The sequence below is a fragment of the Kitasatospora sp. NPDC004615 genome, from assembly GCF_042873545.1.
GTDB lineage: Bacteria > Actinomycetota > Actinomycetes > Streptomycetales > Streptomycetaceae > Kitasatospora.
The window spans coordinates 515,567-539,478 of record NZ_JBIALQ010000001.1 but is presented as its reverse complement, the minus strand read 5'-3'; the positions used below and the strand labels follow the sequence as shown (position 1 = coordinate 539,478).

Here is a 23,912-nt window from a genome sequence, read left to right as displayed (position 1 = left end):
CGTCAGCGCGCGCGGAGCATGACCGTGAGCCGGGGCGAGTCGGGCGTGGATGCCTGGCTGTTGACGGCCCGGTAACCCCAAGTCTCGTACAGCGCCCTGACCTTGCCGTCCCCGGCGGCCGGGTTGACCATGAGCATGGTGCGGCCTTCGGCGCGGCGGGCGAGGAGTTCGTCGTGGATGCGACGCGCGGTGCCGGTGCCGCGCCAGGGGGTGCGGACGCCGATCTCCTTGAGGGCGAACGCGGGGGCGTCGGTAAAGCCGTCGGGCAGGGGTTCGGCCATCCGCTTCCAGTACGCGTCGTCGATGGTGTTGCCGTAGGCGTACCCGGCCGGGACTTCACCGTCGTACGCCAGGACGAGTCCGAAGCCGGGGTCGGTGGCGTGCCGGTCGAGGCGCTCGGTGAACGCCGCGACGGAGTAGTTGGGCAGGTGCAGCAGGGGTGCCCGGACGTCGGTGTAGGCGGCGAGCAGGTCCTGGCGGGCCTGCGCGGTCAGCTCGGTGTGGTGGCGCAGTTCGATGGTCATATGGTGATCATCCCGGTGTGCGGGCTCATTTCGGCCCGCCAAGGTGAGAATGCCCGTCCCGGCGGGCCGCATTGACGGTCGATCGGGCCGGTTCTAGGCTCCCAGGATTCTTCCGGCGTTCGGAGGTTCCTGATGCCCATGGTTTTCCGCTCCCGGCGGGTGGTGCTGCCGGAGGGGGAGCGCGCCGCCGATGTGCTGGTGCGGGGCGGGCGGATCGAACGGATCGCCCGGCACGGTGAACTGTTGCTGGACGGCCGGGAGTTGACCGACCTCGGCGACCTCGCGCTGCTGCCCGGGCTGGTCGACACCCACGTACACGTCAACGAGCCGGGGCGCACTGAGTGGGAGGGCTTCGCGTCCGCCACCAGGGCGGCGGCGGCCGGTGGGGTCACCACGCTGATCGACATGCCGCTGAACTCCGTCCCGCCGACCACCACGGTCGAGGGCCTGGCCGCCAAGCGGAAGGCCGCCGAGGGCCAGACCTGGGTGGACGTGGGGTTCTGGGGCGGGGCGGTGCCCGGCAACACCGACCGGCTCGAACTGCTGCACCGGGACGGGGTGTTCGGGTTCAAGTCCTTCCTCGCCCCGTCCGGCGTGGACGAGTTCCCCCACCTGGCCACCCCCGCCGACCTGGCGGCCGCGCTCACCGAACAGGCGCGGCTCGGCGCGCTGGCCATCGTCCACGCCGAGGACCCGGCCGAGCTGGGCGCCGCCCCGCACGTCCCCGGCGTGCGCTACCGCGACTTCCTGGCCTCCCGGCCGGACCGCGCCGAGACCGTCGCGGTCGCCACGCTGCTGGAGTGCGCCCGCCGCACCGGCGCCCGGGTGCACCTGCTGCACGTCTCGTCCGCCGCCGTGCTGCCACTGCTGCGCCGGGCCCGCGCGGACGGGGTGCGGGTCACCGCCGAGACCTGTCCGCACTACCTGACGCTGACCGCCGAGGACGTCCCCGACGGGGGCACCGCGTTCAAGTGCTGCCCGCCGATCCGGGACGCCGCCAACCGGGAACTGCTCTGGCAGGCGCTCGCGGACGGCGAGTTCGCCGCCGTGGTGTCCGACCACTCGCCGTCCACGCCGGAACTCAAACTGTTTCAACGAGACGGCGGGAGTGGGGACTTCGCGGCCGCATGGGGAGGCATCGCCTCCCTCCAGCTGGGTCTGCCGGCCGTATGGACCGAGGCCCGGCGGCGCGGCCACCAACTGGCGGACGTGGTGCGCTGGATGGCCGCCGGACCCGCCGCGCTGGTCGGCCTCGCCGGGGCCAAGGGCGCGATCGCGGCCGGCCGCGACGCCGACCTGGTGGCCTTCGACCCGGACGGCCCGTTCACCGTCCACCCCGAACGGCTGCACCACAAGAACCCCGTCACCCCGTACGCGGGCCGTACCCTCGTCGGGCAGGTCCGCCGCACCTGGCTGCGCGGACGGCCCGTCGACCCGGCCGGGGCCCCGCACGGCCGGCAGCTTGTCCGTCCCTGAACTCGCTTGTGAGGAGAGTTGGTTGAGTGACAGTCAGCACGCGTTCACCGAACTGGTCGACCTGGCCTCCCGGGCACTCGGCGCGGGCGTGATCGCCACCAACGAGGACACCTTCGCCGACGCCGAGAACCTGCTGGTCGCCGCGCCCGCCGAGTTCCGCCCGCACACCTTCGGGCACAAGGGCCAGATCATGGACGGCTGGGAGTCCCGCCGCCGACGCGGCATCAGCGCCGAACAGCCGCACCCCACCGACGAGGACCACGACTGGGTGATCGTCCGGCTCGGCGCGGCCGGCCTGGTGCGCGGCGTCGTCGTGGACACCGCGCACTTCACCGGCAACCACCCCGAGACGGCGTCCGTGCAGGCCGCGTCCGTCCCCGGCCACCCCTCGCCCGCGGAGGTCGCCGCCGCGCGGTGGACCGAGATCGTCCCGCGAACGCCGCTGCGCGGCGACACCGCGCACACGTTCCCCGTCACCGACCCCGTCCGCTACACCCACGTCCGGTTGAACATCTGGCCCGACGGCGGTGTCGCCCGGCTGCGGGTGCACGGCGAAGTCCTTCCCGACCCACGGGACTTGGCCGGACTGACGTTCGACCTGGCCGCACAGGAGTACGGCGGCGTCGCCGAGGACGCGTCCGACCGCTACTACTCCTCCCCGCACCACCTGAACGCCCCCGGCCGGGCCACCGTCATGGGTGACGGCTGGGAGACCCGCCGCCGACGGGACAAGGGACACGACTGGGTGCGCCTCGCCCTGGCCGGGGAGGGCGAGGTGCTGGCGGTGGAGGTGGACACCTCGTGCTTCGTCGCGAATGCGCCCGGGTGGGCGGAACTCGTGGGGGCGGAGGCGGTGTTGTTGCCCCGGACGCGATTGCAGCCGGATACGCGGCACCGGTACCGGCTTTCGGGCCCGGCCGTTACGCACGTGCGCGTCAATGTGTATCCGGACGGGGGATTGGCGCGGGTTCGGCTTGTCGGGCGGCTCACGCCCTCCGGGCTGGATGCGGTGGCGCTGCGGTGGTTCAACGCGTTGCCGGTGGAGGAGGCGCGGGGGCTGGTCGGACAAGAGGTGGCGGGGGCGCGGCCGTTGAGGGACGCGGGGGCGATCAGGGTGCTGTACGGCGGGTGACCCATGAGAGCTGTCGCGGCATATGCCTGTCAAGAGGGAGTGGCTCTGGCGGGGGAATATCCGGTGAGCGGATGATGGGGTGTTCGCTTGCTGGCTACGCTGGGCGGACGGTGGGGTGAGAAGGAAGGGGGTCGGGGGAATGACGACGGTGAGCCGGGGGCGGAGTGATCTGCTGGGGCCGGGTGGTGGAGGGGCGGGGCCGTTCGGGGTGCTGCGGCGGGCGTTGCGGTTGTTGGAGGCCGTGGACCGCTATCCGGACGGGTGTACGACGGGGGATCTGGCGCGGGCGCTGAGCATGCCGGAGGCGGCGGTGCGGCTGTTCGCGGAGGAGCTGGAGACCGAGGGGTACCTGCTGCACCTGGACGGGTTGTGGACGCTCGGCGGGGCGTTCACGCTGCTCGGCGCGCAGCACCGGGAGCCGCTGGTGAGAGCCAAGCTGTATCACCAGTTGGAGGAACTGCGGGACGAACTCGGCGCTGCGGTCTACTTCAGCCGCTACCAGGACGGCGAACTGCTGGTGGAGGCGGTGTGCGACGGCGAGCACGCGCCGGCGGTGCACGAGTGGGTGGACTTCCGGGCCACCGCGCACGCGTCCGCGATCGGCAAGTGCCTGCTCGCCCAACTCGACCATGCGGGACGGCTCGACCACTTCGCCCGGCATCCGGTGGCCCGGCTCACGGCCCGGACCATCACCGAGCAGGACCGCCTGCTGCACCGGCTGGACCGGCAGCCCGCCACCGTCCCGATGCTGGACCTTCAGGAGTACTCGATGGACACGGTCTGCGCCGCTGTCCCGATAGTGGCGGGGAACACGGTGGGCTGCCTGGCCACCTCGCTGCCCGTCGAGCAGGCGTTCCGGCTGCGCGAGGCCGCCGAGTTGCTCACCGTCCGGGCCACCCCGCTGATGCTCGCGATGGCGGTGTGACCGGCTGACGGGAGGGCGTCGTCGTACCCGGCCGCGACGTTCGGCGACGCCGAGGAGCAGGCCCGGGGCGACAGCACGCTCGCCGGCGCGGTCGGGGATCACCCGGTACGGTCGCCGCCCGGCAGGTCCTCGCAGGTCGGAGGCCGGATGCAGCCCCGTCGTCCCGCGCTACGATCACCGCCGATCGAACGGAAGGACGAACGGCGATGCGCCTGTTCACGAATCGCGGACTGCGCCGCGCCCACGAGTTGCTGGAGACCGCTCAGAAGGCCAACCAGGCCGAGCAGTTCGCGCAGGCCGAGGAGTCGGCGCGGCAGGCGGTGGAGCTGTACGCACGGGCGGGACGGCGGGGTGCGGAAGGCGTCGCGGTCGGCCGGGCGGCGCTGGGCCGGGCGGCCCGGGGGCAGGGACGCGGCGCCGAGGCCGAACGCGAGCTGCGGGCGGCGCTGACCGCGCCGGGCATCACGAGCGCCGGCCGGGCGGCCGTACGCATCGAACTGGCCCACGTGCTGCGGGCCGACCGGCGACACGCGGAGGCGCTGGAGGAGATCCGGCGGGCGGTGGTGGAGGCCCGGGCGACGATGTGGCTGCTGGGCGCGCGTCAGGCGCACGCGCTGCTGCTGGGCGAGTCGGGCCGGCACCGGGAGGCCGCCGAGGTGCTCAACAGCCTTGCCGCCGAGTGCCGCCGGGCGAATCCGCCGCTGTCGCAACTCGCGCTCGCGACGGGCAGCAATCGGCTGACGCACCTGGCCTACCTCGGAGAGCACGCCGAGGTCGACCAGGAGGTGCCGCGCTTGCGGGCAGCCGCCGGTACGGTGCCCGAACCCGCCGCCACACTCGTTTGGGTGTCGGCCGCCAACACCCTTGCGATGAGCCGGTCGCTGCGGGGCCGCCACACCGAGGCCGAGGAACTGCTGCGGGAGACGCTGGCCGAGCGCGGTGTGCCGGACAGCTTCGCGCTGACGCTGCACATCAACCTGTCCCGGGCACTGCTCGGCCAGGGCCGTCCCGAGGAGGCGGGCGAGGCCGTCGAGGCCGCCCGGGCGATCGCCGCCGGCATGCCCGCACTGTCCGAGAACGACCGGTCGGCGCTCGGCCTGGCCGCCGCCAACGTGCACCTCGCCCTCGGCCGCCCCGCCGAGGCCGAGCAGGAGGCCCGGCAGGCGATGGCCCGCTGCGCCGACGCCCCCGCCCACCGGGTACTGGAGTTGCGCACCGCGCTCGGCATCGCGAAGCAGCGGCAGGGCCGGGGCGACAGCACTCTCGCCGGTGCACTGGCGGACTGGCGGGCGCACTTCGGCGCGGAGCACCACGGCACGGTCGCGGCCCGGCAGGCCCTCGCGGGATAAGCGGAACGGGGGCCGTCGCGCGGATCCGGCGATCCGTTGCGACAGCCCCCGTCGGTTTCGACGTGTCCCCTTGTCCCCGGGCCGTCAGACATGCTGACGGCCCGGGCAACGTCGAAGGTCGAGCCCGTCCCCCGGAAGCGGGCTTCCCCCGGTGAGTCCACCGTAGGCCGGGCCGGACCAGTGCGTTTGGCATCGCGTGCCCGGCCGGTTGGCGAGGCGTCACCTCTCAGGAACGGCTCACGGGCAGGCGTGCCGGCGGTGGTCGCGCGGGGCGAGGCCGTACGCGGTGCGGAAGGCGCGGCTGAAGTCGTCGGGGCGGGGCATGCCGCAGCGGGCGGCGATGGTGCCGATCGGGACGGTGCGCAGGGCGGGGTCGGCGAGGTCACGGTGGGCCTTCTCCAGGCGCAGGCGGCGGATCCACGCGGCTACGGTGTCGCCGTCGGTGTGCAGGGCGAACAGGCGGTGCAGGTGGCCGACGGAGATGTGGTGGGCGGCGGCGATCACGGCCGGGGACAGCTCGGGGTCGTGCAGGCGGCGGCGGACGAAGGCGCGGACCTGTTCGACGGTGGCGCGCTGCCGGGCCGTCTCGGGCAGGTCGGCGTCGTCCGCCAGCTCATCGGCCAGCCAGGCGGCGACCAGGTCCACCGCGATCGGGCCGAGCCGGTCGGCGACCGCCGGGCCGAGGACGGGGGCCTGCCGGTCCACGCTGAGGAGGAAGTCCGCGAGCACCGCGGCCGTACCCTCGGACGCCCGGATGCCCCGGCCGATCAGCCGGCGCAGCCGGTGCGGCGGGACCGGCAGCAGCGCCATCGGGAAGTCGATGCCGACGCCCTGGACCCGCGGTTCGCCGTCCGCCCCGGCACGTTCGCCGAGCGCGCGCAGCTCGTACGGGCGGGAGCTGTCCAGCATGGTCAGCTCGCCGGGCCGGAACACCTGCGTCGGCTCGCCGTCGCGGTGCAGGGCCAGCGCCCCGTGCTGGACGAGCGTCAGGTGGAACACGCCGGGGTCGGAGCGCCGCACCCGGGCGTCGGTGCGCCGGAACCGGGCGGACGGGAAGGAGGTGCCGAGGAAGGTCACCGGACCGAGTTCGGAGCGGCGCAGCTCGGCGTCGAAGCGGTCGGTGTCGGGGATGGTGGTGTCGCAGTCCCTGGTCAGTGCGATCAGATCGCGCCAGAGCTCGAACCGCTCCTGCGGCCGGAGTTCCGCGAACGGGCCGACGCTCTCCGTCGCCGCGGCCATGGCGTGCCCCACCTTCCGTTGCCCTCCGGCCACTCGCCGTGTGTCGGCCCCAAGCATCGCAGGTCAGGTGCGGTATCGGTGCAGGCCCCCGGGCAACAGAAGAGGCAGGGAGCCGATGCTCTCCTGCCGCTATTCAAACTTATACCGGACGGGGGGCCTTGCGGCAAGGCCCCCCAGGTAGCGCACAATCACTGACTGAATCCGGGAAACCCGCGCAATAGGAACAAGCGGGGCGAAACGCGCGAAACACCCGGCAGGGGATCGGAGAAGCACCACATGAGCCAGCAGACGACCAGCGCCTTCGAGTTGCCCGAGCGGCTCGCCGCCAAGGCGGACCCGGCCCTGATCGCCGACGACGAACGGCACTTCGCGGCCATCGCCGCGACCCTGGAACAGGACATCGCCGAACTGACCGCCCGGCTCGACGAGGTCCGCCGCCGCCCGGGCGGAGCAGGCCGCGAGGCCATGGACCGCGACAACGAGATCCACCAGATCTCGTCCCGGCTGCGCACGCTGCGCCGCTTCGGCACCGACCTGTGCCTCGGCCGGATCGTCCACGCCGACAGCACCGAACCCGTGTACATCGGCCGCCTCGGCCTCGCCGACGCCGACGGGCAGCGCCTGCTGATCGACTGGCGCTCGCCCGCCGCCGAACCGTTCTTCGCCGCCACCCACGCCAACCCGATGGGCCTCACCAGCCGCCGCCGCTACCGCTGGCAGCGCGGCAAGGTCGGCGACTACTGGGACGAGGTGTTCACCGCCGACGCGCTCGACGGCCACGCCGCCCTCGACGACCAGTCCGCGTTCATCGCCAGCCTCGGCTCCGCCCGGTCCGAGCGGATGCGCGACGTCCTCGCCACCATCCAGGCCGACCAGGACGCCATCATCCGGGCCGGCTCGCGCGGCGCCCTGGTCGTCGACGGCGGCCCCGGCACCGGCAAGACCGTCGTCGCCCTGCACCGAACCGCCCACCTGCTGTACTCCGACCCGCGGCTCGGCCACCGCAAGGGCGGCGTGCTGTTCGTCGGCCCCCACCAGCCCTATCTGGCCTATGTCGCCGACGTGCTGCCCAGCCTCGGTGAGGAAGGCGTCCAGACCTGCACCCTGCGCGACCTGCTCCCCGAGGGTGCGGCGGTCGCGGAGGAGCCCGACCCCGAGGTGGCGAGGCTGAAGGCCACGGCCGGCATGGTCCATGCGATCGAGCAGGCCGTCCGGATCTACGAGGAACCGCCCACCGAGGCCAGCAAACTCGCCATCGAGTGGTACGAGTTGTCGGTCCAGCCCGAGGACTGGGCCGAGGCCTTCTCCGCCGTCGGCCCCGGCACCCCGCACAACGAGGCCCGCGAGACGATCCTCGACGAACTCATCACCATCCTGATCGACAAGAACGCCGACGCCCTCGAGGACGAGGAGCACGGCATCTCGCCCGAGATGCTCGCCCGCGAACTGCGCCGCGACCGCGAACTGCTCGGCGCGCTGCGCCGGGCCTGGCCGATCCTCGAACCCACCGACCTGGTCGGCGACCTGTGGACCGTCCCCGCCTACCTGCGGCTGTGCGCGCCCTGGCTGAGCCGCGAGGAGATCCGCACCCTGCAGCGCACCGACCCCGCCGCCTGGACGCTCTCCGACCTGCCGCTGCTGGACGCCGCCCGCCGCCGCCTCGGCGACACCGACGCCGACCGCCGCCAGCGCGCCCACCGGGCCCGCCTGGCCGCCGAACGCGAACTGATGGACGGCGTCGTCGACCACCTGCTGAACTCCGACGACGACGGCGAGGGCGCGACCATGATGCTGGGCGGCGCCGACCTGCGCGACGCCCTGATCGACCACTCCGACCCCGAGCCGGTCAACCCCGACCTGCTGGCCGGCCCGTTCGCGCACATCGTGGTCGACGAGGCGCAGGAACTCACCGACGCCGAATGGCAGATGCTGATCGCCCGCTGCCCGTCCCGCTCCTTCACCATCGTCGGCGACCGCGCCCAGGCTCGGCACGGCTTCACCGAATCCTGGACCGAACGCCTTCAGCGGGCCGGCCTGGACCGCATCACCCTCACCTCGCTGAGCGTCAACTACCGCACCCCCGAGGAGGTCATGGCCGAGGCCGAGCCCGTCATCCGGGCCGCCCTGCCCGACGCCAACGTCCCCACCTCGGTCCGCCGCAGCGGCCTGCCCGTCCTGCACGGCACCCGCGCTCTGCGCGACGAGCTGCTGGAGCGCTGGCTGGCCGAGCACCCCGAGGGCACCGCCTGCGTCATCGGCGACCCCACCTTCCTCGGCCTGCCCCGGGCCCGCTCGCTCAGCCCCCAGCTGGTCAAGGGCCTGGAGTTCGACCTGGTGGTGCTGGTCGACCCCGAGGCGTTCGGCGAGGGCATCGAGGGCGCGGTGGACCGCTACGTGGCGATGACCCGCGCCACCGGGCAGCTCGCGATCCTGCGCTGACGTCAACTGCTCGTGGACGGGCGGCGGTTCACCCATACTCGATCGCATGACCGAGGAACTGCCGCCCGAATACGCACCCCACTACCCCGACGTCGCCCGGGCCGGCTCGCTGCGCGCCGCCCTCCAGGCGGAGGCCGACCGGGCCGGGCTCCGGCTGGAGGGCGGGCCGACGGAGACCACGGCCTGGCGGCTGACCGACGCGAAGGTGCGGTCGGGCGAGCGGACGGTGTACGTCGATCTGCTCCCCGGCGACCGGCAGTTCACGGTGGCCTGCTACGTCCGGGAGGTCCGGATGGCTTCGGGCCGTACCGACGACCTGGCGGCCGTCGCCGCGGCAGTGGCGGACTGGCAGCGGCCCGTGCCGGTCCGCGAACTCGTCACCCGCCGCCCCTTCCTGGGGACTTGGGAGCTGGCCGAGGCCCACGAGCGCGGCGAACCGATCCCGGTCCGCTGGAAGCAACTGCTCGCCAACCGGAACCGCCGCACCAAGGGCCTGCGCGAGTTCATCGAGGCCGCCCACGCCGAACCCCGCCTACGCGCTCTCTCCCCGGGCATGGCCATGTGGTGGGTGACCTTCAGCCGCCGCGCCGAGGACCCGATCTCCCACGACCTCCCCATGGTCCGCCCGCTCGGCGAGGACCGTTTCGAAGTCCGCCACCGCGCGGAGGACCGCCCCCCACTGACCACCACCGGCGTCGCGGCCACCGTCGCCGCCGTCCTCGACCTGCTCCCCGAGGACGCGGTGCCCGAGCCGCACCTCCCGATGATCTGACCGGCGCGGGCTTCAGTCGGCCGTGTTCGGGCCGAGCACCCGGTAGCGCAGGTGGGTGACGGTCTCGGAGGGAATGACCTCGACGGGCTCCAGGGCGATGCGGAGGCCTTCGAGGAGGCGTTCGCCGGTGCCGAGGGTGACGGGGACGAGGTGCAGGACGAGTTCGTCGAGCAGGCCGGCCCGGAGGTACTGGCGGACGGTGGCGGCGCCGCCGGCGATCTCGACGTCCTGCTCGCCGGCGGCCGCGCGGGCCCGGTCGAGGGCGGCCTCGATGCCGTCGGTGACGAACTCGAAGGTGGTGCCGCCGGCCATCGGGAGCGGCTTGCGGGGGTGGTGGGTGAGTACGAACACCGGCGCGTGGTACGGCGGTTCGGCCCCCCACCAGCCCGTCCAGCTCTCGTCCCAGGCGCCCCGGCCCGGGCCGAACATGTTCCGCCCCATGATGTGCGCGCCGGTGTTCGCGTGCAGCACGCCCAGCAGGTGCGCGTCCTGCTCACGCCCCGGCCGGTCGGTCTCGAACATCCAGGAGGTCAGGGCTTCCCTGGCGCCCGTGCCGAACGGGTACTCCAGGCTCTGGTCGGGCCCGGCGGTGAACCCGTCCAGCGAGATGGCCATGTTGGCGGTCACGATTCCCACGAGGGCTCCCGGTGGCTTCGACGGCGGTGTTCCCCCGGCGATGCTAGGCAGCGGGGCCGCGGATCAGCGGGAGCCACGAGGCGGAGTGTCCTGCGGGGTGTCGAGCGGGCGTTCGCGTAGGGCCTGTTCGCGCGGCTTGTCGGTGGCTCGCGGCAGCCGCTCACGGTACTTTCGGGCGATCTGCACCAGCCAGACCGCGGCGGCCGCCGCCAGCGCCAGCGGCCGGAGGTCGGCCGCCCCGGCGGCCGCCCCGAGCGCGAAGGTGAGGGTGGCGACCACGGCGGCCGTCCACCCTCCGAACAGCGGGGCGCGGGTGCGGGGGTCCTTCCGCCCGGCCAGCGCGAGGGCCATGAATGCCGCGAACGTCACCGGCCCCAGGACCGGCGCCGCCGACATGTGGCGGCCGGTCAGCCAGCCGCCGACCAGCCCGACCAGCAGCGTGATCGCCAGGAGCACCCGGCGTGACCAGGGAAGTCGCTGCCACTGTCCCGCCGGTGGCACCGATCCTTCGTTGTTCATGGGCCGGGATGGTAGCGGTTCTGCTGTCGGAGCGGAGTCGCGTCCCGAGGGGCGTCCTCCGTCGCGGGCTGTTCGCCGGGCGGTGGGTCCGTCAGGCGTCGCGCAGCAGGCAGGTCAGGCGGCAGCTGCTGATGCGTTTTCCGGCGGCGTCGGTGATGGCGACCTCGTAGGTGGCGGCGGTGCGGCCGCGGAATACGGCGGTCGCGATGCCGGTGACGTGGCCGTCGGTGGCGGGGCGGTGGTGGGTGGCGTTGAGATCGACGCCGACCGCGTAGCGGTTGGGCCCGGCGTGCAGGGCCGCGCCGATCGAGCCGAGCGACTCCGCGAGGGCGGCGGAGGCGCCGCCGTGCAGCAGGCCGTACGGCTGCTCGTTGCCGTCGACCGGCATGGTGCCCACGACCCGGTCCGGGGTGGCTTCGAGGATGCGGATGCCCATCCGTTCGGCGAGGCGGCCGAGCGGGATGCGGTCGGGGTGGGCGCCGAACTCGGCGACATGGTCGGTGAGTTCGGCGGGAAGGTCCTGGAGCGGGTCGAGCGGGGTTGCCTGGTTGGTCATGGTGTTCCTGTCCTGCGGGGTGGGCGCGTTCAGCCTGGTGGTGGCGGCTCGAGCAATTGCTTCAGGACTGTAGCTACAGATGTGAAGCTTTCACAAGATAGGCTGGCGCCATGGTCCGACCGCCCACGCCCGCGAAGCGCCCCTACGCCCCGCGGATGGCCCCCGCCGAGCGGCGGGAGCAACTCCTGGACACGGCACTGGAGATCATCAACCGCGACGGTGTGGCAGCCGTCTCGGTCGATGCCGTCGCCAAGGCCGCCGGGGTCACCCGGCCGGTGGTCTACGGGCAGTTCACCGACGCGGACCACCTGCTGCGGGCCCTGCTCGAACGCGAGGGGGAGCGCGCCCAGGCCCAGATGGCGGCCACATTGCCGGACACGCTCGACGGCGCGGACCCCGTCGAGGTCTTCACCGGCGTCGCCTGCGGCTACTACGACGCGGTGGTCACCGCCCCGAGCCGCTGGCGCGCGATCCTGCTCCCGGTGGACGGCTCACCGCCCGCCGTGCGCAGGTACAAGGAGCGCAGCGACGCGCTGGTCCGGGAGCAGTTCGCCCACGCCGTCCGCTGGTTCCTCCGCGCCGACGACGACGCCGACGACGCCGACGATGCCGCCGACGTCGCCGATCTCGACGTCGAACTGCTGATCCGGGTGCTGCTGGCGGCACTTGAGGAAGGCGGCCGGCTCGTGCTCAACGCCCCCGACGAGTACCCGCCCGAGCGCCTCACCGCGATGGCCCGGTTCCTGGTGGAGACCTTCCTGCACCGCTACCCGTACACGGCGCGCTGAGCCGGCGTCGATCCGGCGTCGTCCTGGTGGGGGAGCCGAGCCGCATCGACCTGATGGCGTAGCAGCGGCCACTCGTTGGTGCACTCCGCAGGGCCGTCCCGGCTGCCCGTACCGCCGAGCGGCGCGGGCCTGGCCGATGATCACAGGCACCGCCCTCGCCCCCTGGAGGCCCCGATGCCAGCCAGCAGCCCGCCCAGGCGCATCCTCGTCGTCTGCCTCGGCAACTACTGCCGGAGCCCGTTCGCCGCCCGGGTGCTCACGGACCTCGGTGGCGGGGCGCTGGAGGTGCGCTCCGCCGGACTGATCGGCAGGTGGCAGGAGGCGCACCCCGAGATGGTCGCCGTGGCGGGCGTCCTCGGCTACGACCTGACTGTCCACCACCCCACCCGCGTCACGGCGGAAATGATCGAATGGGCCGACCTGGTCCTCGCCATGGACCACGCCGTGCTGGACCGGCTCTTCGCCCTGGTCGGCCCCGACAGCACCACCGAGATGCGCCTCTACCTCGACCACGACCGCGACGTCCCCGACCCGATGGGCCGCTCCGCCGTCGAGTTCGTCTACTGCGCCCTGCTGATCGAGGCGGGCGCGGCCATCCACCTGCCCTGACGGGCCGTCAATGCCGGGGGTGCGCTAGGTTCCCCTGCACTTTCGTCGAACGATCACCGGGGGTGGGTCGGCACGTGATCTACAACATTTTCGTGACGGGGTCGCTGGGCCCGGAACGGCTGAAGCCGGCGCTGGCCGAACAGTTCTCCGTGTCGCCCGAGCACGTCGACGTGGCGCACTCCGACGAGTGGGAGGTGCGCGACTGGGACGCGCAGGTGATCTGCGAGTTCCGCCCGACGAGCGGCGACACCTGCCTGATACTCGACATCTCGGTGGTCGACAGCGTTCAGGGCCAGCCCACCGAGCCCGAGTTCGCGATCCTCCTCGCCGCGCGCCTTCAGCTGCCCGTCCTGTTCCCCGACCCGTGCATCGATCCGAGTGCGTACTGGGTCGCCGACCCGCTGGGAAAGACGGCGCGTGCGCGCCTGTACGCACCCGACGAGGAGGGCGGGGACCATGTCATCGATGCCGTCGATGCGCCGATTGCGGGCCTGCCGGGTATTCCCGTGGAGAATTTCCCGGAAGCGATCCGAATGTTCCGGCCGGAGAGGCACCGTCGTCCGGTCGAAATCCCCTGGGACGTGGAACAAGCCGGGTGAGCCTGGTCAGCCGAACTTCGGCGCGAGGTGCGCGGACAGGGCGCGCAGGAAGTCTGGGGCGTCGAAGATCGCGCCCGCGGAGGCGACGCCGGTGGTCCGGGTGCGGCCGGTGAGGATGCGGTCGACGGCCTCCACCGCGAGTGGTGCGGTGACGGCGTAGATGTCCTGGCCGGCGGCGGACGCGCGGCGTTCGGTGTCGCCGGAGCGGACCAGGACGTCGACGACGAAGGTCTGGGCGGAGCGGCCGCGTTCGTCGACGGCGGTCGGCGCCGGGGCGTCGGGGGCGGACAGGTCGGCGGCCGCGTTGGTGGTCATGTAGGTGCGCACCTCCGGGACGGCCAGGTGGCTGGGGACGGTGACGACGTCGGCCATGGTGAACTCGCCGAGGACGCGCTGCGGGCCGAGCGGGGCCGGGAAGTGCCAGTCGAGGGTCGGCAGGGCGTCGTCGTGGTGCTCCAACTGCCCACCGGTGAAGCGGAGTCGGCGGCCGGCGCGGCGCTGCGCCGAGACCGCGCCCGCGGCGAGCGTGCCGGCGGTGGGGTGCCAACTGCTCAGGCCGTAGGCGATGTGGGCCTCGTCCGCCGCCGTCCAGTCGCCCATCGCGGCCGTCACCAGCAGGTCGCCGAGGCCGCCGTAGAAGGCCATCGCCGGGACCACCACGGTGCCGGCTGCGCGGGCGCGGTCGGCGAACCGCGCGAAGGTGTCGAGGTTCGCCTCGATCTCGGCCGCCACGTCGACGTACGGGAGGCCGGCCCGCAGCGCCGCCTCGATCAGCGGGGCGGCGGTGGTGGCGAACGGTCCGGCGCAGTTGATCACGGCGGCGGCGCCGCGCAGGGCGCGGTCGAGCGCGGCCGGGTCGTCGACCGAGGCCTGCCGTGCCTCGAAGCCCGGCCCGGCCGGCTCCGCCAGCTTGTCCCGGTCGCGGCCGACGAGCAGCGGGAGGTACCCGCGCTCGTGCAACTCCGCGACCACGAACCGTCCGGTGTGCCCGTAGGCCCCGTACACCGCCACCACGTTCCGGCTCGACACCATCCGTCTGCTCCCGCGTGCTCGAAGTGAACTGCCAGGAAGATCCTGTCCGTTCGGGGATCCGGCGCCCAGTGTCCGGAACGACACGACCCGTACAATTTCCGACATGACCCCTGCCGCCGCGCGCTCCGTCGCGATCGCCGCCACCGACGGCATGCTGCACTTCGAACTCGCCCTCGCCCAGGAGGTGTTCGGCTCGCGCCCGGACGCGGTGCCGGGGCCCTGGTACGACCTCAGGGTGTGCGGCCCGCACGCCGTCCGGGTCGGCCGGTTCCTGCTGGAGCCGGACTGCGGGCTCGACCGGCTGGCGGACGCCGACACCGTGATCGTCCCCGCCCTGGCGGACGTCGAGCAGGACCCGCCGGCCGACCTGGTCGAGGCGGTGCGCGCGGCCCACACGGCGGGGGCGCGGGTGGTGTCGCTGTGCACCGGCGTGTTCGCGCTCGCCGCCGCCGGGCTGCTGGACGGGCTGCGCGCGACCACGCACTGGGCGCACACCGAGGAACTGGCCAGGCGCTACCCCCGGGTGGAGGTCGATCCGGACGTGCTCTACGTCGACAACGGCCAGGTGCTCACGTCCGCCGGCAAGGCCGCGGCGATGGACCTGTGCCTGCACCTGGTCCGCCGCGACCACGGCTCGGCGATCGCCAACGTGGTCGCCCGGCGCCTGGTCGTGCCGCCCCACCGGGCAGGCGGCCAGGCCCAGTTCGTCACCACGCCGGTGCCCGTGCAGGACGACCATCCGCTGGCCGAGCTGCTCCCGTGGGTGATGCGGCGGCTGGACGAGCCGCTCACCGTCGAGGACCTGGCCCGCCGGGTGAATCTGAGCTCGCGCCACCTGGCCCGGCACTTCCGCTCGGTGACCGGAACCACCCCGCTGCAGTGGCTGCTGACGCAGCGGATCCGGCGTGCGCAGGAACTGCTGGAGACCACGGACGACAGCGTCGACACCATCGCCGCAGCCTCGGGCCTGGGCACCTCGACCACGCTGCGCCGCCACTTCCACCGCACGATCGGGGTGCCGCCGGACACCTACCGCCGCACCTTCCGGGCGTGACTATGCGCGGCGGGCGACCGACAGCAGGACGTCCACCAGCCGCTCCGCCGCGTCCGGGCGGCCGTGCTCGCGCGCCCGCGCCGCCATCGCGGCCCGCCGTGCGTCGTCCTCCAGCAGCGGGCCGAGTGCCGAGCTGAGGTCGTCCGGCGTGACCGTTCCGAGCAGCGCGACGGCCGCGCCCGCCTGCTCCAAGTGGGCGGCGTTGTGGGCCTGTTCGTTGCCCGCGGCCGAGGCCAGCGGGACGAAGACGGCCGCCTTGCCCAGCGCCGTCAGCTCCGCGAGGGTGCCCGCGCCGCTGCGGCTGACCACCACGTCCGCCAGGGCCAGGACGTCCGGCAGTTCGGCGCCCATGAAGCCCGTCAGGTAGTAGCGGCCCATCAGGTGGGCCGGCAGCCGCGCCGCCCGGGCGTTCAGGTCGGCCTCGTTCGCCGGGCCGCACTGATGGACCACGTTCGCGCGTTCCAGCAGCCACGGCAGGACGCCGGACACCAGGTCGTTGATCTGCGCCGAGCCCTGCGCGCCGCCCGTCACGTACACCGTCGGCAGCGAACGGTCGAAGCCGTACAGGCCGAGCGCCGCCACCGCCTTGTCCGGGTGGCCGGTCAGCACCGCCGGGCGGACCGGGTTGCCCGTCACCACGGCGGTGCTGCGGGCGGCTTCCGGCAGCAGGGGCAGCGTCGACTCCGAGGAGACCGCGACCCGGGTCGCCGCCCGGGCCAGCACCTTGTTCGCCAGGCCCAGCCGCACCGTCTGCTCGTGCACCACCAGCGGGGCCCGGCACGAACGGGCCGCCAGGCCCACCGGCACCGCCACGTACCCACCCGTCGCCAGCACCACGTCCGGCTGGAACTTCCGGATCAGCGACCGGGCCTGGACCGCGCCCCACGGCACCCGGAGCATGTCCCGCACGTTCGCCGGGGACAGCAGCTTCAGCGGATTGCTCGACCGCCGGACCTTGCCCGTGGCGACCGGCTCGAACGGAATCCCCTCCGCTGGCGCGATCCGCGCCTCCAGGCCCTTCGCGGTGCCCACCCAGAGCACGTCCACGCCGCGACGCTCCGCCGCCAGCCGCTGCTGCAACGCCCGCACCGCCGTCAGCGCCGGGTAGGTGTGCCCGCCGGTCCCGCCGCCCGTCACCACCAGCCTGAGCGCCCTCTGTTCGCCTGCCATCCGCGTCCTCCTCCAGATCGTTCTGTGCTGCTGTGGTCCAGGGTGCACGCTTACCTGGCGGTCAGTCATATTCGTTGGAGTGTCGATGGGGAGGGGCGCTGATGCGCGAGGCGTACATGGATCCGGCGGTCGCTGCCGCTGTGGCGGCCCGGGGCGGAGTCCCGGCGCCGTTGACGCCGGAGCGGCTGCGGGAGTGGCAGCGGGCGGACGCGGGGGTCCGGCCACGGCCCGGGCTGCGGGAGTTGACGGACGGGGGCCGCTTCGAGGTGGGCGTCGGCGAGGGGGTGGTGTGGGCGCGGCCGGCGGGCGTCGGCGGGCGGCTGCCGGTGCTCTTCTACCTGCACGGGGGCGGGCTGATCGGCGGCAACGCGTACTCCGTACTGCCGCGCGTGCTGCGGGAGTTGGCGCAGCCGCTGGGCCTCGCGGTGGTGTCCGCGGAGTACCCGCTCGCACCGGACGCCACCTACCCGCAGCCGCTGCACGCCTGCCGGGAGGCGCTGCGCTGGACGGTCGCCAACGCCGACGCGCTGGGGATCGACCCGTCGCGGGTGGTCCTCGCCGGCAAGAGCGCCGGGGGCGGCCTCGCCGCGGCGCTCGCACTGCTGCTGCGGGACGAGGGCGGGCCGGTGACGGTCGGTCAACTCCTGCTCAGCCCGATGCTCGACGACCGTGGCGGCACCGCCTCCGCCCGCCAACTGGCCGGCCACGACACCTGGGACGCCACCTCCAACGCCACCGCCTGGCAGGCCGCCCTCGGCCCGGCTCGCGGCACCGCCGACGTCCCGCCGTACGCCGCGCCCGCCCGCGCCACCTCACTGGCGGGCCTGCCGCCCGCGTACCTGGAGGTCGGTTCGGCGGAGACCTTCCGCGACGAGGTGGTGGCGTACGCGAACGGCCTGTGGCAGCACGGCAGCCACGCCGAACTGCACGTCTGGCCGGGCGCCTGCCACGGCTTCGACACCCTCGCCCCGCACGCCGCCGTCAGCCACGCGGCGGTGGCGGCCCGGCGCGGGTGGCTGCGGCGGCTGCTGGCGGAGTGACGGGGGCGTCGGACGTCAGGTGGGTGGCTGGTGTGCTCGGCCCGCTCGGTCCGCTCGCAGGATTCGCGAGACGTGGATCCGCGCCTCATGAGGTTCTTCTCGCCGAGATGGCGGGCAGCACCACTGCGGTGTCGTCGCGATCAAGGGTTCCGGTGGCCGGCTCGGCAACCGCTTGGGTGATCAGCGTGGCCGATCGTCGGTCAGAGTGTGCCGCCGAGCCCACGCGCCAATCGCGTCGGCGATGGCCTGGGGTTGGTCCTCGGGGGCGTGGTGGCCGGCCGGTCCGCAGTGCCGGGTTTCCAGCGCGGCAATGTTCTCCGCGCACCAGTCGGCCATCTCCTTGCCGATCAGCAGGGTGGGCGAGGAGTCGAAGGTGAGCAGCAACTTGGGGACCTCGTTGCTGTCGGCCAGCCACTCGACATACTGCTCGACCCGTTCGGCGACATCGGTCGGCTGCCCGTCCAGCGGTAGCGAGCGTGCCCACTCCAGCACCGGGCGGCGGCTTTCCCGAGTGGGGTACGGCGCCCGGTAGGGCGGCATGTCCGCCTCGCTGACCGGGTTCAGCACGCCTCCGGTGAAGGCCGACTCCAGGAAGACGTTTTGGTCCAGCACCAGCGTCTCGCCCTGGGGTCCGCGCATGGCCTGGGCGCGCGAGCGCGGTCCGTCGCCCAGCTCGTTCCAGGACATCGGCCGAACAATGGTTTCGAAGAAGGCCATGCCGCGGATCCGATCGGGGTGGCGAGTTGCCCAGTCGAAGGCGAGTGCGCCGCCCCAGTCGTGGCCGACGAGCACCACCCCGTCCAGGCCCAGCTGGTCGAACCAGTCGTCCAGGTAGCGGGCGTGGTCGGCGAACCGGTACGGCACGTTGGGCTTGCCAGAACGGCCCATGCCGATCAAGTCCGGGGCGAGCAGGCGGGCGGGCAGGTCGATTTCGGGCAGCACCTTGCGCCACAGGTGGGACGAGCTGGGGTTGCCGTGCAGAAAGACGAAGGGGGTACCGCTGCCCGCCTCCTCGTAGAACATCGTCGAGTCCAGTACGTCCGCCACCGGCATGACGTCCTCCTATTGGTTCGTCACACTAACATTCCATCGCCGGGCAGAGTATTTTGTTAGTGTGACTAGCGCAAGGGATATGGGCATGGGCAACTACCCGCCCGACACGGCTCGTTCGGCCGACCGGCAGGCCACTGCCGCGCGGCTGTGGAATCTGCGGACCCGGCTCCTGTCGCTGGCCGCGATCCAGTCGGATCGTCTGGTGAACGAGAAGCTGGTGCGGGAGGGCGCCCGCAAGTGGCATTTCGCGGTACTCGCCACACTGGACGAGTTCGGACCCGCAAGCCAGGCAGAACTGGTCTCCCGCACCAGGATCTACCGCAGTGACATGGTCGCGGTCATCAACGAGCTGGCCGATCGCGGACTGGTGGAACGCTCGCCCAACCCCGCCGACCGCCGCCAGAACGTCATTACCCTCACCCGGCAGGGCCGCCGCCAACTGCTGAAGCTGGACAAACTGCTGACCGAAGCGGAGAACGAGGTGCTCGCGCCACTGACGCCTCAGGAACGCGAGCAGTTGGCCCGACTCCTCGCTGTCCTTGTGCACCACCACGGCCAGGACATGTGAACGAGCCGCGCGCCCTCGGCGCGGTGTGGCGGTGCATCCCGGTCGGCCGGGCGGTGGTGGGTCAGCCCGGGATGTCGGTGGGGACCCAGCCCGTGGAGGTCCAGCCGGTGGCGGTGCGGGAGAAGCGCAGGCGGAGGTGATCGCGGTCCGGGCCGGCCTGCCAGAACTCGGCGGTGACGGCGTGCAGGGCGTAGCAGCGGAGGGTGGGGGAGGGGGTGGTGCAGTCCGGTGCGGGACGGACGGGGCCGCGGAGGCGGACCTGGCGGCCCGGGTGGGGCCAGTAGACGGTGAGGGCGGCGTCCGGGTGGGCGGCGAGTTGGCGGGCCTTCGGGGAGTCGGGTTCGGTCCAGAAGTGCCAGGCGCCGGCGGCCGGGTCGATGTCGCGCAGGACGAGCACCCGGGCGTCCGGGCGGCCCTCGGCGTCGACCGTGGAGAGCGTCATCACCTGCGCGTCCGGAACGCCCGCCGCGAGGGCGTCCAGCAGCCAGGCGGTGAACAGGGCGGCCGGGTCGGTAGGGGTGGCCGGGTCCGGCGCCGGGTAGGTGGTGGCCGCGAGGACCGGATGGGCGATCAGGGCCCGGACCAGCGGGCCGGGTTCGGTGCGGTCGGTCAAGGCGTCTCCCGGGGTGGCTTCGGGTCACCCTATCGAGCGCTTATTAGACTCAATGTTGATAAGAACTGCCGAACCTCTTGTCCGGCCCGCTACCCGCGAGTAGTTTGCCCCTGTGCCCACGGGTCCACCGGGACTCCCCGGAGGCCGGCCCGCCGCTCCGTCAGCCCCCCAGTCGCAGGTACAGGAGGCACCCCCATGCCGCGCCCCACCCCCTCCCGCAGCCTTCGGCCCGGGCAGCCCGCGTCCGTGCACGACAACCTCGTCCTCGAACCCCGCGACGTCCACTTCGACTGGTCTCAGCTCCCCCTGCACTGGATCCCCGACGAGCCGATGGCCACCCACACCATCAACGTGCTGCACCTGCTGCTACCCGAGGGCGAACGGTGGTTCGTCAAGGTGTTCAAGGAAGCGCTGCCGCTGATCCGCGACGACCAACTGCGGGAGGAGGTACTCGGGTTCATCGGCCAGGAGGCGATACACGCCGAGGCCCACCAGGAAGTCCTCGACCACCTGCTCGGACAGGGTCTCGACCCGCGACCGTACGTCCGCCAGATCAGCTGGCTGTTCCGCCGCGTCCTCGGCGACAAGCCCGGACTGAACGCGCGCCAGCGCCGCGAGAACATCATCGAACGGGTCGCCTTCATCGCCGCGATCGAACACTTCACCGCGTTCCTCGGCAACTGGGCCCTCAACTCGCCCGGCCTCGACCGCGCCAAGGCCGACCCCACCATGGTCGACCTGCTGCGCTGGCACGGCGCGGAGGAAGTCGAACACCGCAGCGTCGCCTACGACTTGATGCGCCACCTCGACCCGGGATACCTCCGGCGCATCCGCGGCATGGCCGTCTCCGGCCCGCTGCTGGTGCACCTGTGGATCCGGGGTGCGCGCTTCATGCTCGCCGCCGACCCGTCGCTGGACGGGAGGGTGGTGCCGACGTGGCGGGAGGCCCAGAAAGCCGCGAGGCGGGGACTGCTCCCCGAACCGGGCCGGTTCGTGCGGTCGGCGCTGCGGTACTTCAGCCCCGGGTACCACCCCACGAACGAGGGCAGCTCTTCGCAGGCGCTCGCGTACCTGGCCAAGTCGCCCGCGGCGAGAGCTGCCGCAGCTCGGTGACAGGGGGGCGCGAGCGGATGGGCGCGAAAACAGGGGCGCGGGGAACTGCGCGACAAGCGCACATCACGTCCGCAAGGTCGCGATCAAGTGCAAGTCATTGTCCCGCGTCGCGATCTTGCTAACGGGTGCCTTCCGCTTCGCGCAGTTCCCCGCGCCCCCGGTTTCGCGCCCGTCTGCGTCTCGCACCCGCTCGCGCCCCCGGTTGTGCTCTCCCTGGTTGCGCGTCCCTTCTTCTCTCATCTCCCCCCATGAACCCCGGAGTTGCCCGCCCATGGATCTCGAAACCCCGCCCCCCGACCTGTACGGCCGTCCTCGGGCCGATCGGATGTTTGCCCGGCTGACCGCGTTCGGTGATTGGTACAGTCCGGCGCTCGGGCGGCCGGGGTTGCGTCGGAGTCCCCGGCGGGGGGAGTCGCGGGGGGTGCCGCCGTTGTACCTGGTGGTGACGTCGCACCAGGTCATCGCCGAGGGCGTCGTGGAGTTGCGACTGGCCGACCCCTCGGGCGGGACGCTGCCGCAGTGGCAGCCGGGTGCGCGGGTGCTGGTGACGTTGCCCTCGGGGCAGGAGCGGCACTACTCCCTGTGCGGGGATCCGGCAGATCGGCACGGGTACCGGGTCGCGGTGCGGCGGATCGCCGATGGCGGGGGCGGGTCGGTGGAGGTGCACGACGAGGTGCACGTGGGGATGCGGTTGCGGGTGCGGCGGCCCCGGAACGGGTTCGCGTTCTGTGGGGAGCCGCAGGTGCTGTTCCTGGCCGGCGGGATCGGGATCACGCCGCTGCTGCCGATGGCCCGGGCGGCCCAACACGCGGGTATCGACTGGAAGTTGATCCACACCGGTCGCTCGGCCGACGCGCTGCCGTTCACCGCGGAGCTGAAGGCGCTCGACCCGCGCCGGGTGGAGGTGCGGACCGACGACGTGCACGGAGTGCCGGACGCGGCCGAGTTGCTCTCGCACGCCTCGCGGGGCGCCGCGGTGTACGTGTGCGGCCCGGCGCCGATGCTGAGTGCCGTGCAGAGGGGGCTCGACGCCTCGCCCGCGGCGTCGCTGCACTTCGAGCGGTTCGGCGCCGCGCCGATCGTGGACGGTCGGCCGTTCGCGATCCGGCTGGGGGAGGGCGGGGAGCCGGTGACCGTCCCGGCGGACCGTTCCGCGCTGGACGTGGCAAGGGAGTTGAAGCCGGACCTGGCGTACTCCTGCAAGCAGGGTTTCTGCGGGACGTGCGTGCTGAAGGTGGCGTCGGGGACGCCCGAGCACCGCGACCGCAGGCTGACCGAGGAGCAGCGGGCCGAGGGCCTGATGCTGCCGTGCGTGTCCCGAGCCGCCGAGGGCGAGACCCTCGTGCTGGAGGTGTAAGCGTTGACTTCCTCCCCGGCCTGAAGGCCGGGGATTCCCCTCAGCCTCGCGGCTGAGCCGCTGCGCGGATGCGCGGCGGTGGGACGACTTCCTGCTTCATTGACGACTGCCCGCCCGGAGTGCTCCGTTGAGGTCTTACACCGTCTCCACAGGCTGCTGCCGCCAGTCCGGCGGCCAGGATGTTGCGTGCCGCGTTGACGTCCCGGTCGTGGACCGCACCGCAGTCGCACATCCATTCGCGGACGTTCAGAGGCATTTTCGCGCGGGTGGTTCCGCAGGCCGAGCACAGCTTGGAGCTGGGGAACCACCGGTCGACGGTGATCAGCTCGCGGCCGTACCACTCGGTCTTGTACTCCAGCATGGTCCGCAGCTCGGTCCAGCTCGCGTCGCTGATCGCGCGGGCGAGCGTACGGTTGCCCAGCAGGTTGCGGACCGTCAGATCCTCGATCACGACCGTTTGGTTCTCACGGACGAGTCGGGTGGTGAGCTTGTGCAGGAAGTCCCTGCGCCGGTCGGCGATCCGCGCGTGGATGCGGGCGACCTTCCTGCGGGCCTTCTCCCGGTTGTTGCTGCCCTTCGCTTTGCGGGCGAGGTCCCGCTGGGCCCTGGCCAGGCGTTCCCGGTCGGCGCGCTCGTGCCTCGGGTTGGTGACCTTCTCGCCGGTGGAGAGCGTCACCAGGCTGGTGATCCCGGCGTCGACGCCGACGGCCGCGTTGACGGGTGCGGGCATCGACGGCCGGTCCTCGCACAACAGGGAGACGAACCAGCGTCCGGCCGCGTCCTGCGACACGGTCGCCGTGGACGGCGACTGCCCCTCCGGCAGCGGACGGGACCACACGATGTCCAGCGGTTCCGTCATCTTCGCCAGGGTCAGCCGGCCGTCCCGGTAGCGGAACGCGCTGGTGGTGTACTCGGCGGACCTGCGGGACTTCTTCTTCGACTTGAACGTCGGGTACTTCGCCCGCTTCCCCCAGAAGTTGGCGAACGCCCCCTGCAAGTGGCGCAGGGCCTGCTGCAACGGCACCGACGAGACCTCGGCCAGGAATGCCAGCTCCTCGGTCCGCTTCCACTCCGTCAGCATCGCGGAGGTGGTGTTGTAGTTCACCCGCTCCTGACGCATCGTCCACGCCTCGGACCGGGCGGCCAGCGCCTTGTTGTACACGAGCCTCACGCACCCGAACGTGCGCGACAGCTCAGCCGCCTGCGCATCCGTCGGATAGAAGCGGAACTTGAAAGCCCGCTTCACGTGAGTGGTAGCCATGTCTCACACGTTAACACTTCTGCGTGTGACTACATGACGCGGCATCAACTACCGGTTAGCCGTGCCACCTTGGCGGCGGTTCGGCTTC

The 23,912-nt window shown here is 72.7% G+C and carries 24 protein-coding genes; 14 read left to right on the top strand and 10 right to left on the bottom strand.

Annotated features, from left to right (window positions below):
• Positions 1–2: 2 nt before the first annotated feature.
• A complete protein-coding gene (locus ACFYS8_RS02460) occupies positions 3–524 on the bottom strand; it encodes a GNAT family N-acetyltransferase (protein WP_387634624.1) in 522 nt (173 codons plus the stop codon).
• 132 nt (positions 525–656) lie between these two features.
• On the opposite strand from ACFYS8_RS02460, the gene allB reads away from it, so the two are divergent.
• From allB to ACFYS8_RS02440, 4 genes are all read left to right on the top strand, one after another.
• Complete coding sequence (gene allB, locus ACFYS8_RS02455) at positions 657–2,000, top strand: allantoinase AllB (RefSeq protein ID WP_387634621.1); 1,344 nt, start codon at positions 657–659, stop codon at positions 1,998–2,000.
• A 22-nt stretch (positions 2,001–2,022) separates the two neighbouring features.
• Complete coding sequence (gene alc, locus ACFYS8_RS02450) at positions 2,023–3,132, top strand: allantoicase (protein ID WP_387634618.1); 1,110 nt, start codon at positions 2,023–2,025, stop codon at positions 3,130–3,132.
• 139 nt (positions 3,133–3,271) lie between these two features.
• Complete coding sequence (locus ACFYS8_RS02445; protein ID WP_387634615.1) at positions 3,272–4,057, top strand: IclR family transcriptional regulator; 786 nt, start codon at positions 3,272–3,274, stop codon at positions 4,055–4,057.
• 206 nt (positions 4,058–4,263) lie between these two features.
• Positions 4,264–5,406 (top strand): tetratricopeptide repeat protein, encoded by a 1,143-nt coding sequence (locus tag ACFYS8_RS02440; protein WP_387634612.1) that lies wholly within the window; start codon positions 4,264–4,266, stop codon positions 5,404–5,406.
• 237 nt (positions 5,407–5,643) lie between these two features.
• On the opposite strand, the gene ACFYS8_RS02435 is transcribed toward ACFYS8_RS02440, so the two are convergent.
• Positions 5,644–6,645 (bottom strand): helix-turn-helix domain-containing protein, encoded by a 1,002-nt coding sequence (locus ACFYS8_RS02435; protein ID WP_387634609.1) that lies wholly within the window; start codon positions 6,643–6,645, stop codon positions 5,644–5,646.
• A 276-nt stretch (positions 6,646–6,921) separates the two neighbouring features.
• Between ACFYS8_RS02435 and helR the strand changes: the two genes are divergently transcribed.
• Both helR and ACFYS8_RS02425 read left to right on the top strand, forming a co-directional pair.
• Positions 6,922–9,084, top strand: coding sequence for an RNA polymerase recycling motor ATPase HelR (gene helR / locus ACFYS8_RS02430; RefSeq protein ID WP_387634606.1), 2,163 nt, complete (start codon positions 6,922–6,924; stop codon positions 9,082–9,084).
• 46 nt (positions 9,085–9,130) lie between these two features.
• Positions 9,131–9,856 carry a DUF6193 family natural product biosynthesis protein gene (locus ACFYS8_RS02425; protein ID WP_387634603.1) on the top strand — a complete coding sequence of 242 codons (726 nt, stop codon included), beginning with the start codon at positions 9,131–9,133 and terminating at the stop codon, positions 9,854–9,856.
• Between the two features lie 12 nt (positions 9,857–9,868).
• Here the strand turns inward: ACFYS8_RS02425 and ACFYS8_RS02420 are convergent, their stop codons facing one another.
• The 3 genes from ACFYS8_RS02420 to ACFYS8_RS02410 form a co-directional block, all read right to left on the bottom strand.
• A complete protein-coding gene (locus ACFYS8_RS02420) occupies positions 9,869–10,471 on the bottom strand; it encodes a dihydrofolate reductase family protein (protein ID WP_387636807.1) in 603 nt (200 codons plus the stop codon).
• 84 nt (positions 10,472–10,555) lie between these two features.
• Positions 10,556–11,011 (bottom strand): hypothetical protein, encoded by a 456-nt coding sequence (locus ACFYS8_RS02415; RefSeq protein WP_387634601.1) that lies wholly within the window; start codon positions 11,009–11,011, stop codon positions 10,556–10,558.
• Between the two features lie 91 nt (positions 11,012–11,102).
• Positions 11,103–11,567 (bottom strand): PaaI family thioesterase, encoded by a 465-nt coding sequence (locus ACFYS8_RS02410; protein WP_387634599.1) that lies wholly within the window; start codon positions 11,565–11,567, stop codon positions 11,103–11,105.
• Positions 11,568–11,677: 110 nt separating this feature from the next.
• On the opposite strand from ACFYS8_RS02410, the gene ACFYS8_RS02405 reads away from it, so the two are divergent.
• From ACFYS8_RS02405 to ACFYS8_RS02395, 3 genes are all read left to right on the top strand, one after another.
• Positions 11,678–12,355 (top strand): TetR/AcrR family transcriptional regulator, encoded by a 678-nt coding sequence (locus ACFYS8_RS02405; protein WP_387634596.1) that lies wholly within the window; start codon positions 11,678–11,680, stop codon positions 12,353–12,355.
• A 174-nt stretch (positions 12,356–12,529) separates the two neighbouring features.
• Positions 12,530–12,964, top strand: coding sequence for a low molecular weight phosphotyrosine protein phosphatase (locus ACFYS8_RS02400; protein WP_387634594.1), 435 nt, complete (start codon positions 12,530–12,532; stop codon positions 12,962–12,964).
• Positions 12,965–13,038: 74 nt separating this feature from the next.
• Positions 13,039–13,563 carry a hypothetical protein gene (locus tag ACFYS8_RS02395; protein WP_387634591.1) on the top strand — a complete coding sequence of 175 codons (525 nt, stop codon included), beginning with the start codon at positions 13,039–13,041 and terminating at the stop codon, positions 13,561–13,563.
• Positions 13,564–13,569: 6 nt separating this feature from the next.
• On the opposite strand, the gene ACFYS8_RS02390 is transcribed toward ACFYS8_RS02395, so the two are convergent.
• The gene (locus tag ACFYS8_RS02390; RefSeq protein WP_387634589.1) at positions 13,570–14,595 is read right to left on the bottom strand and encodes a saccharopine dehydrogenase family protein; all 1,026 of its coding nucleotides are present in this window, start codon (positions 14,593–14,595) and stop codon (positions 13,570–13,572) included.
• A 103-nt stretch (positions 14,596–14,698) separates the two neighbouring features.
• Between ACFYS8_RS02390 and ACFYS8_RS02385 the strand changes: the two genes are divergently transcribed.
• Complete coding sequence (locus ACFYS8_RS02385; protein WP_387634586.1) at positions 14,699–15,649, top strand: helix-turn-helix domain-containing protein; 951 nt, start codon at positions 14,699–14,701, stop codon at positions 15,647–15,649.
• On the opposite strand, the gene murG is transcribed toward ACFYS8_RS02385, so the two are convergent.
• Complete coding sequence (gene murG, locus ACFYS8_RS02380) at positions 15,650–16,819, bottom strand: undecaprenyldiphospho-muramoylpentapeptide beta-N-acetylglucosaminyltransferase (RefSeq protein ID WP_387634584.1); 1,170 nt, start codon at positions 16,817–16,819, stop codon at positions 15,650–15,652.
• 101 nt (positions 16,820–16,920) lie between these two features.
• On the opposite strand from murG, the gene ACFYS8_RS02375 reads away from it, so the two are divergent.
• Complete coding sequence (locus tag ACFYS8_RS02375) at positions 16,921–17,859, top strand: alpha/beta hydrolase fold domain-containing protein (RefSeq protein WP_387634581.1); 939 nt, start codon at positions 16,921–16,923, stop codon at positions 17,857–17,859.
• 180 nt (positions 17,860–18,039) lie between these two features.
• On the opposite strand, the gene ACFYS8_RS02370 is transcribed toward ACFYS8_RS02375, so the two are convergent.
• Positions 18,040–18,912: a haloalkane dehalogenase gene (locus ACFYS8_RS02370; RefSeq protein WP_387634579.1), complete on the bottom strand. Its 873-nt coding sequence runs from the start codon at positions 18,910–18,912 to the stop codon at positions 18,040–18,042.
• An 85-nt stretch (positions 18,913–18,997) separates the two neighbouring features.
• Between ACFYS8_RS02370 and ACFYS8_RS02365 the strand changes: the two genes are divergently transcribed.
• The gene (locus tag ACFYS8_RS02365) at positions 18,998–19,480 is read left to right on the top strand and encodes a MarR family winged helix-turn-helix transcriptional regulator (protein ID WP_387634576.1); all 483 of its coding nucleotides are present in this window, start codon (positions 18,998–19,000) and stop codon (positions 19,478–19,480) included.
• A 61-nt stretch (positions 19,481–19,541) separates the two neighbouring features.
• Here ACFYS8_RS02365 and ACFYS8_RS02360 read toward each other — a convergent pair whose 3' ends face one another.
• Positions 19,542–20,093 (bottom strand): pyridoxamine 5'-phosphate oxidase family protein, encoded by a 552-nt coding sequence (locus ACFYS8_RS02360; RefSeq protein WP_387634573.1) that lies wholly within the window; start codon positions 20,091–20,093, stop codon positions 19,542–19,544.
• Between the two features lie 195 nt (positions 20,094–20,288).
• On the opposite strand from ACFYS8_RS02360, the gene ACFYS8_RS02355 reads away from it, so the two are divergent.
• On the top strand, positions 20,289–21,206 hold the full coding sequence (locus ACFYS8_RS02355) for a metal-dependent hydrolase (protein ID WP_387634571.1): 918 nt from the start codon (positions 20,289–20,291) through the stop codon (positions 21,204–21,206).
• 421 nt (positions 21,207–21,627) lie between these two features.
• Complete coding sequence (locus tag ACFYS8_RS02350; RefSeq protein WP_387634568.1) at positions 21,628–22,563, top strand: PDR/VanB family oxidoreductase; 936 nt, start codon at positions 21,628–21,630, stop codon at positions 22,561–22,563.
• 40 nt (positions 22,564–22,603) lie between these two features.
• Here the strand turns inward: ACFYS8_RS02350 and ACFYS8_RS02345 are convergent, their stop codons facing one another.
• Positions 22,604–23,824 (bottom strand): RNA-guided endonuclease InsQ/TnpB family protein, encoded by a 1,221-nt coding sequence (locus ACFYS8_RS02345; RefSeq protein WP_387634566.1) that lies wholly within the window; start codon positions 23,822–23,824, stop codon positions 22,604–22,606.
• Between the last annotated feature and the right edge of the window lie 88 nt (positions 23,825–23,912).